Annotated in this window: 14 protein-coding genes; 5 read left to right on the top strand and 9 right to left on the bottom strand. The window is 67.6% G+C overall.

The features are described 5' to 3' along the window. Positions 1–8: 8 nt before the first annotated feature. Positions 9–1,043 carry an oxygen-dependent tRNA uridine(34) hydroxylase TrhO gene (trhO, locus tag AC6A67_RS03295; protein WP_498035129.1) on the top strand — a complete coding sequence of 345 codons (1,035 nt, stop codon included), beginning with the start codon at positions 9–11 and terminating at the stop codon, positions 1,041–1,043. 581 nt (positions 1,044–1,624) lie between these two features. Here the strand turns inward: trhO and clcA are convergent. From clcA to AC6A67_RS03330, 7 genes are all read right to left on the bottom strand, one after another. Beyond that, complete coding sequence (clcA, locus tag AC6A67_RS03300; protein ID WP_498035130.1) at positions 1,625–3,001, bottom strand: H(+)/Cl(-) exchange transporter ClcA; 1,377 nt, start codon at positions 2,999–3,001, stop codon at positions 1,625–1,627. A 318-nt stretch (positions 3,002–3,319) separates the two neighbouring features. Continuing rightward, complete coding sequence (locus AC6A67_RS03305; protein WP_498035131.1) at positions 3,320–3,814, bottom strand: hypothetical protein; 495 nt, start codon at positions 3,812–3,814, stop codon at positions 3,320–3,322. Positions 3,815–4,010: 196 nt separating this feature from the next. Then, on the bottom strand, positions 4,011–5,684 hold the full coding sequence (locus AC6A67_RS03310; protein ID WP_498035132.1) for an ABC transporter permease: 1,674 nt from the start codon (positions 5,682–5,684) through the stop codon (positions 4,011–4,013). A 445-nt stretch (positions 5,685–6,129) separates the two neighbouring features. Further along, complete coding sequence (locus AC6A67_RS03315; protein WP_498035133.1) at positions 6,130–7,155, bottom strand: Fe(3+) ABC transporter substrate-binding protein; 1,026 nt, start codon at positions 7,153–7,155, stop codon at positions 6,130–6,132. 94 nt (positions 7,156–7,249) lie between these two features. Then, entirely contained in the window at positions 7,250–8,284 is a 1,035-nt protein-coding gene (locus AC6A67_RS03320; RefSeq protein WP_498035134.1) for an ABC transporter ATP-binding protein, read from the bottom strand. A gap of 236 nt (positions 8,285–8,520) precedes the next feature. Further along, positions 8,521–8,937 (bottom strand): carboxymuconolactone decarboxylase family protein, encoded by a 417-nt coding sequence (locus AC6A67_RS03325; RefSeq protein WP_498035135.1) that lies wholly within the window; start codon positions 8,935–8,937, stop codon positions 8,521–8,523. A 516-nt stretch (positions 8,938–9,453) separates the two neighbouring features. Further along, positions 9,454–10,662 carry an NAD(P)/FAD-dependent oxidoreductase gene (locus AC6A67_RS03330; protein ID WP_498035136.1) on the bottom strand — a complete coding sequence of 403 codons (1,209 nt, stop codon included), beginning with the start codon at positions 10,660–10,662 and terminating at the stop codon, positions 9,454–9,456. A gap of 201 nt (positions 10,663–10,863) precedes the next feature. Here AC6A67_RS03330 and AC6A67_RS03335 point away from each other — a divergent pair, with 201 nt between their 5' ends. Then, positions 10,864–11,481 carry a cysteine hydrolase family protein gene (locus AC6A67_RS03335; protein ID WP_498035137.1) on the top strand — a complete coding sequence of 206 codons (618 nt, stop codon included), beginning with the start codon at positions 10,864–10,866 and terminating at the stop codon, positions 11,479–11,481. 77 nt (positions 11,482–11,558) lie between these two features. Here AC6A67_RS03335 and AC6A67_RS03340 read toward each other — a convergent pair whose 3' ends face one another. Beyond that, positions 11,559–12,413, bottom strand: a complete 855-nt coding sequence (locus AC6A67_RS03340; RefSeq protein WP_498035138.1) for a pirin family protein — start codon at positions 12,411–12,413, stop codon at positions 11,559–11,561. 266 nt (positions 12,414–12,679) lie between these two features. Between AC6A67_RS03340 and AC6A67_RS03345 the strand changes: the two genes are divergently transcribed. Then, positions 12,680–13,585 (top strand): LysR substrate-binding domain-containing protein, encoded by a 906-nt coding sequence (locus tag AC6A67_RS03345; protein ID WP_498035139.1) that lies wholly within the window; start codon positions 12,680–12,682, stop codon positions 13,583–13,585. An 89-nt stretch (positions 13,586–13,674) separates the two neighbouring features. On the opposite strand, the gene AC6A67_RS03350 is transcribed toward AC6A67_RS03345, so the two are convergent. Next, positions 13,675–14,346 (bottom strand): MarR family winged helix-turn-helix transcriptional regulator, encoded by a 672-nt coding sequence (locus AC6A67_RS03350; protein ID WP_498035140.1) that lies wholly within the window; start codon positions 14,344–14,346, stop codon positions 13,675–13,677. Positions 14,347–14,658: 312 nt separating this feature from the next. Between AC6A67_RS03350 and AC6A67_RS03355 the strand changes: the two genes are divergently transcribed. Both AC6A67_RS03355 and AC6A67_RS03360 read left to right on the top strand, forming a co-directional pair. Continuing rightward, entirely contained in the window at positions 14,659–15,174 is a 516-nt protein-coding gene (locus tag AC6A67_RS03355; RefSeq protein ID WP_498035141.1) for a flavin reductase family protein, read from the top strand. A gap of 37 nt (positions 15,175–15,211) precedes the next feature. Next, positions 15,212–16,693, top strand: a complete 1,482-nt coding sequence (locus AC6A67_RS03360; RefSeq protein ID WP_498035142.1) for a 4-hydroxyphenylacetate 3-hydroxylase family protein — start codon at positions 15,212–15,214, stop codon at positions 16,691–16,693. Positions 16,694–16,826: the final 133 nt, after the last annotated feature.

The raw sequence follows: 16,826 nt of genomic DNA on the forward strand, positions 1-16,826 counted from the left end.
GCCATCTCATGTCCGCTGTCGCGCCGCAGGGCGAGCCAGACGCCGGCCAGCAGCCAGACGCCGCCCCATTCTGCGTGGCGGCGCTGTATCATTTTGCGCGTTTCGATGATCCTGCCGCCCTGCGCGAGCCGCTGGCGCGCCTGTGCTGTCGCCTCGGCGTCAAGGGCACGCTGCTGCTGGCGCGCGAGGGCGTCAACGGCACCATCGCCGGCAGCGCAGACGCCATCGCAAAGGTGGTCGCGCATGTGCGGGCGCTGCCTGGCTGCGCCGGGCTTGAGGTGAAATACGCCGCCGCCGCCACCATGCCGTTCTGGCGCATGAAGGTGCGGCTGAAGCAGGAAATCGTCACCATGGGCGAGCCTGACATCGATCCGTTGCAGGATGTCGGCGCCTATGTCGCGCCCGAGGACTGGAATGCGCTGGTCTCGGCCCAGGACGTCATCGTCATCGACACCCGCAACGATTATGAGGTGGCGGTCGGCACCTTCAAGGGCGCGATCGACCCGCGCACCCGCAGTTTTCGTGATTTTCCGGCCTGGTTCCGGGCGGAGCGGGCGCGGCTGCTGGGCGAGGATGCGCCAGGCGGCAAGCCGCCGCGGGTCGCCATGTTCTGCACCGGCGGCATCCGCTGCGAGAAGTCGACGGCCTTCCTCAAGAGTGAGGGCGTCGAAGAGGTGTTTCACCTCAAGGGCGGCATCCTGAAATATCTGGAGACCGTGCCGGAGCAGGACAGCCTGTGGCAGGGCGACTGCTTCGTCTTCGACCAGCGCGTCACCGTGCGCCATGGCCTTGTGCAGGGCGATTACACCCTGTGCCACGGCTGCCGCCGTCCGTTATCCGCCGATGATCGCGCCCATCCGGCGTATGTGGAGGGCGTCAGCTGCGCCGCCTGTGTCGATGAACTGGACGACGCCCGTCGCCAGAGCCTCGCCGAACGCCAGAAGCAGGAAACGCTGGCCCGCCAGCGCGGCGCCGCCCACCTCGGCGCCCAGCCAAAGCCGCGACAACGCAAACAGGCAGAAGGCGACCCAGACGCCGGCTGACGTTTGCCGGCGACGCCCCGACGCCCCTGATCCTGTCTTGTATGCGACGCCCCCCAGCCCGTCATGCCCGTGCTTGTCGCGGGCATCCACGCGTTTGCTTTGCCCTGCCAAGGGACGCGCGCCTGCAGCCGTCAGTGTTGGCGGGCGTTACGACGGAAGTCGTGGATGCCCGTGACGAGCACGGGCATGACGGCGGTGTGTGTTCGCTGCGGCGGCCGGGGAGCCCGCTGGCGCGTCCCGGCCGCCCATCCTGTCCGCCGACCAGTGGCCTTACGCCAGACGCCCGCTGTTGCGCATTGCGGCTAGCATCGGCGGCGAGGCCAATGTGAGCGGCCACCCGCGCCCCCCAGCCCGTCATGCCCGTGCTCGTCACGGGCATCCACGCGTTTGCTTTGACCCGCCATGGGGCGCGCGCCTGTGCCCGTCGTTATCGGTTAGCGTGACGACGGCAAGACGTGGATGCCCGTGACGAGCACGGGCATGACGGCGGTGTGGGTGTTCGCTGCGGTCACCGAAGTCCGCTGGCGTGTCCCGGTCGCCCAACCTGTCCGCCAGTCCTGTGGCCTTGCGCCAGACGCCCGCTACGACGCCGCCTTGCGGCTGGCGTCGGCGGCGAGGCCGATGGGGGGAGCCGCTGCGGCGGGCGGCGTGACGCCGGCCTGGGCAAGCGTCCGCTCCAGCATCTGCTCGTAGATCGGGCGGCCGCGCAGCCATTGGGCGACGAGGCTGGCGGTGAGGCAGGCGGTGAGCATTGGCAGGGTTAGCGGATAGGCGCCGGTCAGCTCCATCACCAGCACCACGCCGACGGCAGGCGCGCGCACTGAGGCGCTGAACAGCGCCGCCATCGCCACCACGGCGAAAGCGGCGGGCGTCAGTCCCCATTGGCTGAACAGCTCCGGCAGCCAGCTCTCGAAGCCGAGGCCAAAGGCGAGGCCCATACAGGTGGCGAGCGTCAGGATCGGCGCGAAAATGCCGCCAGGGGTCCCGGCGGAGTAGCTGGTCACCGAGGTGACGAAGCGCGCCGCCGCCAGCATCAGCAACACGCCGATTGAGGGGGCGAGGGGGACGATCTCGGCGATCACCCGCTCGCCGCCCGTCACCGTGCGCGGCGCGATGACGAGGAGCGCGCCGATCAGCAGGCCGACAAAGGCCGGCCACACATAAGGGGCCCGGCGCTGGCAGGCGGCGGCGAAGTCCAGCGTCGCCATGATACACAGATTGAACAGCACGCCGATGACGCCCAGGGCAATCCCCATCACCGCAAAGGCGGGCAGGCTGGCCAACGCCGCCTCGCTGGTGGTCAGCGGCAGGAAGGGCCGGACGCCGGAAATCAGCTGCGTCACCACCGTGCCGGTGATGGCGGCGGCGAACACGCCCATATAGGTGCGGAAATGGTAGGGAAACTGCTTGCGGGTCTCTTCGATGACGAACAGCACCGCCGACAGCGGCGCGTTGAAGGCGCAGGCAAGGCCTGCCGCCGCGCCAGCCGCCAGCAGCGCCCGGCGGTCTTCGCCCTTGACCCGGAACATGTCAGACGCCGCCAGCGCCGCCGAGCCGCCCATGTGAATGGTCGGCCCCTCGCGACCCAGCACGAGGCCGGAGCCGATCGCCGCAATGCCGGCGAAAAATTTGACCGGCAGCACTCGCTGCCAGCGCACATGGCGGATGCCCTCAATCGAGCCTTCGATTTCCGGCACACCGCTGCCGCTGGCCTCCGGCGCGAAGCGGCGGGTCAGGAATACCGCGAACACCGTGGCGAACATGGTGATGGCGGCGCTGGCCCCAATCAGCCGCCAGCCGCTGAGCTGGGCGGCGAGCCAGCCCGGCCAGGCGATCAGATAATCAATGACCAGATGGAAGATGCCGCCAAATACGCCGGTCAGCGCGCCAGCGACCAAAGCGACGAATACGAAGCGCGCCTGGCGCTTCGGCGTATCTGGCTGATCCACCGTGGTCATCGCCCCCCCGGACTATGGGTCATGCATTGGCCGCAGCGGCGGCAAGCCTGGTCGCCGCCCCGTGGCGCGCCACAGCTCGCGGCGACAGGAGAGGCTAGCGGGCGAGACCTGCGGCCGCTTGTCCGCCGTCTGGGCCCTGGCCGGGCGCGACGCCAGACAGCCATCTCTGGCGCAGGGGCCGCGAGTTCGCGGCCGCCCGTGCGACAGTTCAATGTGAGCGAGCTGACGCGCGAGGATGGACCATCATCGCGTGCCGCTGGGGCTGAGCGGCAGGCCGTGCGCGACCTGCCTTAGCGCACGCGCCTTACAGCGCGCGCCTTATTTGGCGACGGTGGTGGCGACGGCGCCAGCGATCCACTCGGACGGCGACACGCCGAGCGCCTTGGCGCGGGCGGTCACGGCGTCGGCCAGATCCGGCGGTAGCGCCACGTCGATGATCACCGCTTCCTCATTGGTCAGATTATAGACGCGCTGGGTCAGGATGGCGGCGACGCGCTGCACGCGCAGGTTCTTCTGCAGGTCGGTCAGCGATTTGTTGGCGGCGACCGACGGGCAATAGGCGCTGACCACATTGTCGATGATCATGGCGCGGCTGACGCCGGCCTTGTTGAGCGCGTCGACGGCGGTGTCGAGCAGCTCGGGCTTGTCGAGCGGATCGCCGCCGCCAAGAATCCCCTGGACCGTCTTCGCCTCGGCCTGCGCGTCAGCGCCAGTGATGGCCGGGCAGGTGAACGCGCCAGCGGCCTGCGCAGAGACGGCGCCAAACGTCAGCGCAACGCCGAAAGCGGCTCCCGCCAGAACAGTCTTGAACATCGGATGCAATCCTCTGAAAAAAAATCCCTGCCCCGACATTTGCATGTACGGCGACGCTGAAGCAACCGGCGGCCTGTCCTTGTAACCAGGCAATATGCGCGCAAGGGCAGCTCGCATCGGGGCCAAAGGGCAGGGGCTGCGCCTGCGGCCGCGACGTAGCGATCGGGGGCGCGTCGCCTGTCGTCCGCTTGCGTGGTCAGTCCGGCGCGCGGCGGCCAATGCGCGCCAGCACGATCACCGGAATGATGCCCGCCAGCACGATGGCCAGCGCCGCCAGCGCAGCGTCCTCATAGGAGCCCCGCGCCGCCTCGCCATAGAGGTGGGTGGCGAGCGTCTCCACATTGAGCGGGCGCAGCAGCAAGGTCGCCGGCAGCTCCTTCATCACATCGACAAACACCAGCAAGCCGGCCGAGGCGAGGGCGCCGGTCGACAGCGGCAGATGCACGCGGAAAAACGTCCCGCTCAGCGTCTGGCCGAGGCTGCGCGCCGCCTGGTCCATGGATTGGGGAATGCGGTCGAGGCCCGCGTCGACCGAGCCGACGGTGATGGCCAGAAAGCGCACCACATAAGCGTAGAGCAGCGCCGCGCCGGAGCCGAGCAGCACAAGACCAATGCTGGCGCCGAACCAGGCCCGGGCGCTCTGGTCAAGCCATTGGTCCATGAACGCCGTGGGAACCAGCACGCCGATGGCCACCACGGCGCCGGGCATGGCGTAGCCGATGCTGGCGAGGCGGAGCAGGCCGGTGGTGAGGCCGCCAGGCCGCGACCGCGCCGCATAGGCCACCACCACGCCAAGCGTCAGGGTGATGGCGGTGGCGATGGCGGCCAGCGCGATGGTGGCGGTGGTTTCGCTGAGCAGCTGGCTGGAGAGACCGGCGAAGCTGTAGCGCTTCCACGCTTCAACCACGAGATAGCCCGCCGGGGCGACGAAGCCGACCAGCACGGGCAGCAGGCACCATGCGGTGGCAAGCGCGCCCGCAGTCCGGCCCAGCCGTTGCGGCGCCAGAGGGCGATTTCGCTGCGGGCTGCTCCAGTAGCGCTGGCGGCGGCGGGCCCAGCGCTCACAGGCGATCAGCGCCACCACCAGCACCAGCATCACCAAAGCGATCTGGGCGGCGCCGGCGAGGTCCGAGCGGTTCTGCCAGGTGGAGTAGATCGACAGGGTCAGCGTGTTGACCCCGAGAAATTCTGACGCGCCGACGTCGTTGAGCGTCTCCATCAGCGCCAGCGACACGCCGATGGCCACGGCGGGCCGCGCCAGCGGCAGCGCCACGCGAAAGAACGCCTGGGCGCGGCTCAGCCCGAGGGTACGCGATGCCTCCATGAGATTGGCGGCCTGGGTCAGGAACATCGCCCGGGTGGTCAGATAGACATAAGGATAGAGCACAAAGCCGAGCAGGATGATGCAGCCGCCGAGCGAGCGGATGTCCGGCAAACGGAAATCACGCGGGCTGGCGTAGCCAAGCAGGGCGCGGACGCCGCCTTGCACTGGCCCCACCGGATGCAGCAGATCCATGTAAGCGTAAGCGATGATGTAGGTCGGCATCGCCAGCGGCAGCAGCAGCGCCCATTCCAGCATCCGGCGACCGGGAAAATCGCAAGCCGCGGCGAGCCACGCCGTCGAGCAGCCGAGCACGGCGGTGATCACGCCGACGCCGAGCAGCAACAGCAGGGTCTGTCCCGCCGCATGGGGAATGACATGGGCGAGCAGATGCGGCCACAGCGCCACCGAGCCGCTGAGCGCCTGCCACAGCAAAGCGATCACCGGGATGCTGGTCAGCACGGCGGCGACGATGGCGCCGGCCAGCCAGCCGCCGCCGGCGGTGAGACGCTGTGCGCTGCGCCCTTGCAGCGTGAACTCTGTCGCCATGGGCGCGCGAACCTGCCTGAGAGCGAGGCCGCCAGCTGGCGGGCGCCGCCCGATAGAGTTGATCTGACGCCAGCGCCAGCGGGAGCCGTCAAACGAAAATAACGCCCCGATGGCCGGCGCCAGTCGCTGGCTTATGCGCCTGCCGCCGCCCGGGCGAAGCCGCCGGGCAGGTCAAGGCGCAAACATGAGCCAGACCGCCCGGAGCGATGCTGTTTATGCGCAGCTTGCCTGACGTTCATCAAGGCATGATCCGGTCTTCGCCTGGCGAACCATGCAGTCTGCGCGCCTGCGCCGGGGGCAGGCTGCCGCATCAGGCGAGATGGCCAGCCCGGCAAAGTGGCCCACCAGGCAGATGCCCACCAGACATTGTCGCCTGATGGGATCGTCCGTGCGCTGACGGGGCATCTGTGCCTGTCAGCATGCGTCAGCCACGCGCCGCCTTGGGTTACTGGTCGAAGCCGATCTCTTCCGCCAGCTGGGTCGCCTGCTTGCGGTGCTTGACCAGCTCGGTCAGCGACACGCTGTCGAGCTTCAACGGGCCGAAGCTGGCGATGATGGCGTTGGGCTTGACGCCTGGCTTCACCGGATACTCGAAGTTCTTCTCGGCATACATGTTCTGCGCCTCTTCCGAGACGAGGAACTCCAGCAGGCGCACGGCGTCCGCGCGGTTCGGCGCGTGCTTGGCCACCGCCGAGCCGCTGATGTTCACCTGGGTGCCGCCATCCTTGAAGGTCGGCAGCACCACCTTGATGGCCTCGCCCCAGGTCACCTGCTCCGGCCCGCCGCGACCCGAGCGCATCAGGCCGACGTAATAGGAATTGCCAATGCCGATCTCGCAGACGCCGCCCATGATGTCCTTGGCCACTTCGCGATCGCCGCCGCCGGGCTTGCGGGCGAGGTTAGCCTTCAGGCCTTTCAGCCATTCGCGGGTCTTTTCCTCGCCGTGGTGGACGAGGTAAGCGGCGAACATGGCGGTGTTATAGGGGTGCTTGCCGTTACGAATGCAGATCTTGCCTTTCCACCTGGGGTCGGCGAGCTCTTCGTAGGTGATGGCGTCGAGCTTCAGGTCCTTGGCGGCATAGACCACGCGGCCACGCGAGGAGGTGGCGAACCAATTGCCGTCCGGATCGCGCAGATTGGCCGGGATGTTGGTTTCCAGCACCTCTGATTTCACCGGCTGGGTCAGGCCCTTGTCGACCAGATCCATCAGGCGGCCAGCGTCGACGGTCATCAGAATGTCGGCAGGCGAGCTCTGGCCTTCAGCCGTGACGCGCTCGGCGATGCCGTCCTTGAGCAGCACGGTGTTGACCTTGACGCCGGTCTTGGCGGTGAAGGCGTCGAGCAGCGGCCGCACCAGGCCCGGCTCGCGGTTGGTGTAAATGTTGACCTCAGCAGCGCTGGCGCTGGCGACGCCGAGGCAGGCGAACACGCCGCCGAGCAGGAGAGTCCGGATAGACTGTGAGCGACCCATAAAGGTGTCCTTGGGTTAGGTGGCTTCCCGGCCACAATGGTTGCTGCTGAACCACAAGCCGTAATGGCATTCAATGCAATTTCCGGCGAGCATCTCAGTCCGGGCGGAAGATATACACGTCGCGCCGTTCCACCTGGACCCAGATGGCGTCACCGCAGCGCGCCGCCCCGTCGCCGGAGGTGCGCATGAACAGCGGCTGGGCCGCGCCAGGCAGCTCAAGCCGCATCTGTCCGACATCGCCGAGAAAGGCGTAACCGCGCACTGTGGCCGCCACGCCATCGCCCTCACGCGCGGGCTTCAGCGCATGCTGGCGCACGCACACCACCACCGCCTCGCCCTCGGCCAGGCCTGGGGGCGCATCAAAGGCGCCGAGCGCCGACATCACCTGGCCGCCGGCGACGCGACCGGCGAGGCGATTGCAGGGGCGAAAGAATTCGGCGGCGTAGAGGCTATTGGGCGCGTCATGCAATTCGCGTCCTGAGCCCGCCTGGACGATCTGGCCGTCGCGCATCAGCACCACCCGGTCGCCAGCGGCCAGCGCCTCTTCCGGATCATGGGTGACGATAATGGCGCTGGCGCCGAGCTTGCGCAGCACGGCGAGGGTCTCCTCGCGCACATGTTCGCTGAGGCCGCGATCGAGATTGGAGAAGGGCTCATCCATCAGCATCAGCGCCGGCTGCGGCGCCAGCGCCCGGGCCAGCGCGACGCGCTGCTGCTCGCCGCCCGACAGCATGTGCGGGAAGCGCCCGGCGAGATGGCTGACGCCAACGATATCCATCACCTCTGCGATGCGGCGGCGGGCGTCGGCGCGGCTGAGGCGGCGCAGGCCGAAGCCGATATTGTCGGCGGCGGACAGATGCGGAAACAGCGCATAGTCCTGGAACATGAAGCCGATATTGCGCCGCTCCGGCTCGACGAAGCTGCGTGGGCCGGCGATCTCGACGCCATTGAGGCAGATGCTGCCCGCGTCCGCGCGATCAACACCGGCGATAATGCGCAGCAGCGTGGACTTGCCGCAGCCGGACTGACCGGCGAGGCAGATGATCTCGCCCTGGGCGAGGTCGAGGCTGACGTCGGCTAGCGCCGCCTTGCCGCCAAAACGCCGGCTGACATGGCGCACGGTCAGCATCGGCGCGCAGGCCGCGCAGGGCCCGGCGGAACACATGTCGCCCGAAAGGGCTGAGGCTGGCGTCAGTAGTTGCATTGCGACCTGGACTGTCTGCCGTCGCGTCCTGCGACGGCCCGTCGATGGCATAGGGCAAGTTTCTGCAGAACTGAAGCCTTATGCCAGGGCATGGCGATGCCGACGCAACCTGACATGCTCTGGCGCCGCCTGGCTTCTGGCATGACGCTACGCCTGCAGCCTCACACGGCGCGCTCGGCGCGAAAGGCGTCGTCCACCGGGATCTGCAGGCCATTGGCGATGGCGTTGGTCTGCGAGGCGAGGCCGATGATCGCCATCAGCTCGGCGTGCTGGGCGTCGCTCATGCCTTTGGCTTTGGCGGCAGCCGTATGGGAATGCAGGCAATAGGCGCAGTTGTTCACGGTGGAAACAGCGATATAGATCATCTCGCGAGTCAGCGGATCCAGCGCGCCCGGAGCGACCATGATCTGCTTGACGTCATTCCAGATGCGGGCAAGCAGCGGCGGGTTATTGGCCAGCGCCAGCCAGAAATTATTGATGAAGTCCGACTTGCGCGTGGCGCGGATATCATCCAGCACCGCCCGCGCCTCAGGAATTGCGTCAGCCTCTTCGACGCTGAGCAAGCGCATCGTCGCCATGGTCGTCTCCTTGTTTGCTTGCGGCAAGTCTTACCGCGGAGCGCAACCGCCGCGCCAGCCCCTGCAAGGGGCGGGGGCAGGGGGGCGGGGGCGGGAGCGGCCAGGGGCAGTGTCGTCACAGCCAACAAGCGCGCCGCAGGGTCGCCATGCCGATCCTCCCACGCCGTCATGCCCGTGCTTGTCACGGGCATCCACGTCCTGGCGCCACTGACGCTAACCCCACGCGTCGTCCTGTGACGGCCCCGCTGCAACAGGCGAGCGCGCCAACGCGCCGCCAATGCGATGGCATGTACCGTCAAACGCGTGGATGCCCGTGACAAGCACGGGCATGACGGCGGAGGGGAGGGCTGCGGAAGGCATGACGGCGGATGGCATGGCGGCGGAGGCCAGGGCGGCGCAGGGCATGACGGCGGAAGGCATGGCGGTGAGGGGCGTGGGGCGGACACAGGAGCGAGCGTCGGGCTGGGCGGGGGCTTCTCCGGCGTGGTCCAGGCCGTGGCCGCACAGCCGCCCCCCTCAAAAAGCGAAGAGGTCGGCGTCGCTGTCCTTGCCGCCGGCCAAAGCGGTGGTGATCAACTCGGCCCCGATGCGCGACCAGGTCACGCCATTGCCGCCATAGCCCATCAGTGAGAACACCCGCCACCTGCCAGGCAGCGGGCCGATCAGCGGCAGGCCAGTGGTGGTGTCGCCGAAACTGCCGGCCCAGGCGAATTCTGGCGTCGGATCAATGTCGGGCAGCAGCTTTGCCAGTTTCTGGCGAAGCTGCGCCGTCTTGGCCGGCAATTTGGCGTCACGCGCCGCCTCGTCCTGAAAATCCTCATCCTCGCCGCCGCAGATGATGCGATGATCCTGGGTGACGCGCAGATACAGATAAGGGTCCGAGGCTTCCCAGATCAGCCCCGCCCCTGGCCAGAGCGCCGATTTGCGTTGCGGCGGCGTGGCGATGGCCCAGGTGGAGATGATGCGGTGGCGCCTGTTGGGCTCGCCATTGGCCAGCTCATAGCCCGTGGCCAGCACCAGATGGCGGGCTCGGATGCTGCGGCCAGACACGGTTTCGATCGTGACGCCATCGCGCCCTTCGCTGAAGCTGCGCATTTCCTCAGGCGCATGAAGGCTTGCGCCGCGGGCCTTGGCCGCCCGCAGCAGGGCGCCGGTGAGCTTGACCGGGTCGAGCGCCAGATTGCCATGCGAGACGATGGCGCCGTCGCGGGTGAGGCCAAATTCATCGCGCAGGGCGCCTTTGGTGAGGTAGCGCGCCGGCAGACCCGCGCCGCGCCGCGCCTCCGCCTCGGCGCGCAAGGCCCCGCCAGTGAGCACATTGCCGGCCAGATACAGGGTGGGAACCGCGCGCATGTGGCAGGGGGCGCCAAGCTCATCGATACGATCACGCAGATTGCCTACCGCCAGCCGAGCCCGGCGCCAGGCGCGCACTGCTTTGTCGTGGCCAATGCTGTGGGCGAGCGTGGTGAGGGGGGTGTCGACCTCATACTGGATCAGCGCTGTGGTCGCCGGTGTCGAGCCAAACATCGGCCCGCGCCGGTCGATGATCGTGACCTGATGCCCGGCTTCGCTGAGCAGATCGGCGACCATGGCCCCTGAAATGCCCATGCCGACCACCAGTACGTCGGTGTCGATATCCCTGGTGAGGCGCCGGCTGACCGGCCGCTGTGAGCCATAGCTGAGCCACACCGGATCGCCGGTCCGCAGGTCAAGTTTACGCTTCACGCCGTCGCTCCCCCACAATTGCCAATCGCCAACGTCTGACGACGCCTCCGGTTCCGCGCGCCGCCAGTCGACGACGGTAGCTGTTGGCGGCGCTGCGGCTGGCCCCACGTCTGCGATCACGCCCGGGGAACAGCGGTCACGGCGCGTGCATTGAAGAAAGACGGGGACGGTGCAGCATCTGGCGGCTTGAGGAGAAGCAGGATGGCGATGGCGACGGGCCTGCGCTGGGGTGAGATCGGGGCCAGCGCCCTGCATGTTTGCGTCGACATGCAGGTGATGTTCAGCCGGGGTTACCCTTGGGCGCTGGACTGGTTTGAGCGCACCATGCCGCAGGTCGAAGCCCTGTGCGCTGTCGCGCCGGCGCAGACCGTGTTCACGCGTTTCATCCCGGCCGCGCGACCGGGCGAGGGGCAGGGCATGTGGGCGCGCTATTACGAGCGCTGGGCCGAGGTGACCTTGCAGGAGGCGCCGCCGGAGGCCGTAGAGCTGGCGCCTGCCTTGCGCGCCTTCACGCCGCCAGCCCGGCTGGTTGACAAGCACGTCTACTCGCCCTGGCCCGAAGGCGCGCTGGACAGGCTGCTGGCCGCCACGCCAACCGACACGCTGATCATCTCTGGCGGCGAAACCGACATTTGCGTGCTCGCAACGGTGATCGGCGCCATTGATCGCGGCTATCGGGTCATCCTCGCCGCCGACGCCGTGTGCAGCTTCGATGACCGGTCGCATGACGCGATGCTGGCGATGTTCGGCCGGCGCTTCTCGGCCCAACTCGAACTCTGTCCAGTAGCGGAGATCATCCGCCACTGGCGTCCACGATAGGACAACGGCGCCGCAGGCGCGGAGCCATCCGGTTTTGTTGGCCCCACCAGACGTCGCCGCCTGATGGGGCTGAGGCTTTAGAACAGGCCGTCGCGGAAGTCGCGATAAGCGTCGCGCAATTCGTCCTGGCTGTTCATGACGAACGGCCCGCCCATGACGATCGGCTCATCGATCGGCGCGCCGGCCAGCACGAGGACATGCGCGTCGTCCTTCGCGGCGAGGTCGATCACCCCGGCGTCGCGGCTGAAGATCACCGAGCCGGGCGACGGCAGCGGCTGCACGCCATTCAGCGTCAGCTGTCCCTGCAGGGCCAGCACGGCGACCGACTGACCTCCCGGCAGGTCGAGCCGCTGCGTCGCCCCAGCCGGCAGCCGCAGATCCCACAGCTGCAGCGGCGTCGCCGTTTCCGCCGGGCCCTTCAGCCCGTCGAAAGCGCCGGCGATAACCCGCAGGCTGCCGCCGCCAGCAAGCGTCGCCGTGGGAATGTCAGCGGCGGCGATGTTTTGGTAGCGCGGCGCCAGCCTCTTGTGGCTGGCCGGCAAATTGACCCACAGCTGCACCATTTCCAGCACGCCGCCATGGGCGGTGATCAGCTCCGAATGATGCTCCTCATGCTGGACGCCGCTGGCCGCGGTCATCCATTGCACGTCGCCGGGGCCGATTTCGCCGCGATTGCCCAGCGTGTCGCCATGGGCGACGCCGCCCTGAAAGGCCATGGTCACGGTCTCAAAGCCGCGATGCGGATGCATGCCGATGCCCTTCGGCCGGTCGGTGGCGTCAAACCACAGCGGCGCATTGTAGCCGGCGAGCAGGAACGGGCTGACATCGGCGGCATGCTGGGGCGGCAGCAGGCTCTGGGTGCGGAAGCCGTCGCCAACCCAGTGTTTCTCAGGGTTGCTGAAGCTGGTGAGGATGGGTCTGGTGCTGGTCATGGTGCGCTCCCGCGCCGTCATGGCGGCGCAAATCATTGTGTGTTGCCAGCAAGATATGTTTCGGATTTGCTGCGATAAGGCCGCGATCTGCGCCGCAGCATTGCAGAACTGTAACGCTGGCGTCGTCGCCTATGGCAGGCGGCGGGGCGCGTCATGCCCGGATGCCAGGACGCTGACGCATGCGCATCCTGAAATGCTCAGGCGCCGCCGCGCGCCTTCAACGCGACATGCTGACCGGCGGCATGTCCCAACCCCGATCGCCTTGCATGACCAACCCGCACGACCTCAATGATTTACGCCTGTTCGTGCAGGTGGCGCAGGCCGGCGGCTATGCCGCCGCCAGCCGCCAGTCGGGGGTGTCGCGGGCCACGCTGAGCCGCCGGGTGGCGGCGCTGGAGCAGGCGTTGGGGGTCCGGCTGATCGCCCGCAACAGTCGCAGCTTCGGCCTCACCCAGGCTGGGACAGAGCTGTTCAAGCGCGGCGAAACAGCGGTGGCGCTGGCGGATGAAGCCTTTGCAGCGCTCGATGATGGCGGCGGCGCCTTGCGCGGCGTCGTGCGTTTCGCCGCGCCGCCGTCCTTGCTGCAATTGCGGCTCGACGGCATGGCGCTGGCGTTCATGGCCGAACATCCGCTGGTGCGTGTCGAGATCGAGTCGACCAACCGTCGCGTCGATCTGGTGCGCGAGGGCTTCGATTTCGCCGTGCGGGCTGGCGATAGCAGCCATGGCCCGCTCGATCAGGTCGTCACGCCCTTCGCCGAGGTGGCGCATGTCCTCGCCATCAGCCCGGACCGGGCCGGCGAGGTTGGGGAGACCCTCGCCGACACGCTTCAGCGGATCCGGCCTCTGGCCTGGGGCGGGGTCGGCCGTCCGGCGCACTGGCGGCTGCGCGCTCACGACGGCGCCGAGCGCCTCATGCGGCTGGAGCCCATTCTCGCGGTCGAGGACATGGTGATGCTGAAGCGCGCCGCCGTGGCGGGATTGGGCATGGCTTTGCTGCCGCGCTTTATGGTCCAGCAGGAGCTGGAGGATGGCCAACTGCTGGCGCTGCAACTGGATCTGCAGGCGCCGACGGGCCGCATCCACGCCGCGCACCTCGGCCAACGCGGCATGCGGCCGGTGGCGCGCGCCTTGCTCGATTGGCTGCGGCGCGGCTATCGCGACGTGTGCTGAGCCTGCCCGATCAGGCTGCGACACAGCTGCGGCGGATGAGCCGTGACCCGCGCGGGCGCTGAACAGGCTCTGGCCTCAGCCCTTGCGCCTCAGCCCTTGCGCTTGCTGGGGCGGGCGGCTGGCGCGGCGGGCATGGCGCCTTCGGGGGCCATGAATTCGATCAGCTTCAGGGCGCGATCGGCGTTGTCGACCAGCAGCGGCAGCAGCTTGCGCAGATTCTGGAAATCGGTGCGGGTAAGCTCGGCGAACAGCTCGTCATTGGCCGGTTGCTGCACGCTGACGATGGCCTCGAGCTCGCGGCGCGCCAGCGGCGTCACCGTCAGCAGCACGCGCCGGCGATCGGCGGGGTTGGTCACCTTTTTGACGAAGCCTCGGCTGACCAGCTTGTTGACCTCGATGGTGACGAAGGCGCCGCTGAGATGCAGATGCTCGGCGAGGGTGTTGACGCCGATGCCGTCCTCGCCCTGCAAATGCGAGAGGGCCACCAGGATGGTGTATTGCGAGCCCGATAGCCCCAGCAGGCCGCCGAGCCGGCCGCGCACCTCCTGAATGCGGGCCGAGAAGGCCAGCAAATCATGCACCATGTTGCGGAAGGCGGCGTCGCTGCCGTCGATCAGCAGCGGCGCCCGCGACACGGTGAGTCGCGACCGCCCAGCGGCTGGCGCAGCGGCGCGCGTGGCGGACGGGCTGTCCGCGCCAGGCGTCTGCGCCGTCGCGCGCGGATCGTGACCGTGGATGTCGTTGTGGCGTTGCCCTGTCATGCCCTGTCCCGTGTGGCGACGCAGCGATGGCAGCATGCGCCTGCACATTCAGTGTCCGGCTGGTGTTGAGGCGGCGTCAAGGCCTTGTCCCGGCGCGGTTTCCTGTCGCGACGCCCGTTGTGGCGGCGCCACGGCGCCTTTGCTGACGGCGCCCCCCAAAGCACCTACAGCCCGATGGCCTGCCCCGCAATCGCGAAAAACCAGGCGCCTGGCGCCCAAAAATCAGGCGGTTGGATTATTGACATAAAATAGGTTTGTTCAATACCTTTGTTTCAAAGCTAATTCACACCGCATCCAGCGACGGGTATCCGCATGCACACTGATCAGGACCAAAGCCCGCCGGCCTTCGACGCCCGCGCGTTCCGTCAGGCGCTGAGCCACTTCGCCACCGGCATCGCCATCGTCACGGCGCGCGGCGAAGGCGAAGAGGCCATTGGCATGACCATGACCTCGTTCAATTCGGTGTCGCTCGATCCGCCGCTGGTGTTGTTCAGCGTGGCGCGCTCGGCCTACAGCCTGCCGGCGATGCAGGCCGCGAAGAGCTTTACGGTCAATGTTCTGGAGGATGCGCAGCAGCATCTGTCCGACCGTTTCGCCCGCGCTTCGACCGATAAATGGGCCGACGTCGCCCATCGGCCAGGCGCCCATGGCGCGCCGGTGATCGAGGGCTCGCTTGCGCATTTCGAATGCGCCCCCTGGGCCAGCCACGACGGCGGCGATCACGTCATCTTCCTTGCCCGGGTGCTGGATTTCTCGGTCGCGCCCGACGGCGAACCCCTCATCTTCTTCCGCGGCCGCTACCACCGGCTCGCAGGCGCGGCCGCCTGAGCGCCGGCCGTCCATCCCGAATTTTCAGGAGCCTCCCATGATCAAGACCGGCGCCCAGCACATCGCCAGCCTCAACGACGGCCGCGAAATCTATCTCGACGGCCAGCGCATTTCCGACCCGACCACCCATCCCGCCTACAAGGGCGCGGTGGCCTCGGTTGGAAAAATGTTCGATTTCCAGAGCGCCCCTGAGAATCAGGAGCTGATGACCTTCGACACCGGCACGGGTCATCGCGCCAATCGCATCTGGCAGCTGCCGAAGAGCTATGACGAGCTGAAGACCCGCCGCGCCGGTCTTGAGGCATGGACCAGCCTGCACGCCGGCTATCTTGGCCGCGCCCCCGACCACGTCGCCTCGTGCATCTCCGGCATGTTTATGGGCCTCGACGTGTTCGAGGCCTATGACAGCGCCCGCGCGAAGGCCCTGGCCGATTATTACGCCTACGCCCGCGACAACGATTTGTATCTGACCTACGTCATCATCAACCCGCAGGCCGACCGCTCGAAGAGCGCCGCCCAGCAGGCCGATCCTTACCTCTCGGCCGGCGTGGTTGACCAGGACGCCGAAGGCATCACCGTGCGCGGCGCCAAGATGCTGGCCACCGGCGGCATTATGGCCAATGAGGTGCTGGTCACCATTATCCAGCCGCTGCAGCCTGGCGACGAGCGCTACGCCATGTCGTTCGCCATTCCGATGAACACCAAGGGTCTGAAGATCCTGTCGCGCAAGTCCTATGAGGCGGAAGCGGCGTCGGTGTTCGACAATCCGCTGGCCAGCCGCTTCGACGAGAACGATGCGGTGCTGTATTTCGACGACGTGAAGGTGCCGTGGGACCGCGTGTTTGTGGTCAATGACATCGCCATGGCCTCGAAGCAGTTCATGGCCACCCCGGCGCACAGCTACCAGAACTATCAGGCGCAGATCCGCCTGTCGGTGAAGGTGCGCTTCCTGCTCGGTCTCGCCCACCGCATCACCGCCATCAATGGCACGACCAATTTCCCACAGGTCAAGGAGATGCTGGGCCAGCTGTCGGCGGAAGCCGCCATGGTCGACGCGCTGGTCGCCGCCATGGAGGCCAAGGGTTCGTATTACGGCGAATATTTCGTGCCGGATCGCCACACGCTTTACGCCGCCCAGGTGCTGACCCAGCCGCTGTACGGCAAGATCCTCAACACCCTGCGCGAGCTGGCCGGCGGCGGCATGATCATGCTGCCCTCGTCGATCCACGATTTCGAGAACCCGGACGTCGCCCGCCTGATCGGCAAGACCCAGCAGTCGCCAGCCGCCGGGGCCATCGACAAGGTGAAGTTCTACAAGCTGGCCTGGGACGCCGTCGGCTCCGAGTTCGCCTCGCGCCACGCCCAATATGAGATGTTCTATGCGGGCGCCGCGTTCGTCACCAAGGGCCACGCTTACCGCACCTATGACTGGGGTTCGGCCGACGCTTTGGTGAAGAACATCCTCGACAGCTACCAGCTCAATGACGAGCTGCCGGGCTTCAAGCTCGCTGCTGAATAAGCAGGCAAACTGCCCTTAGGTCAGCTTGGCAAAGCGTCGTTTCGCTTCGACCAGGCTGGCCGTCCGGGCTACCAGTCGCCTTCAGGCGGTGTCGCCACACCCTGCGTAACGACAGCCATCCTGGCGCGGGGCG

It is taken from the genome of Camelimonas sp. FR25, assembly GCF_059740505.1.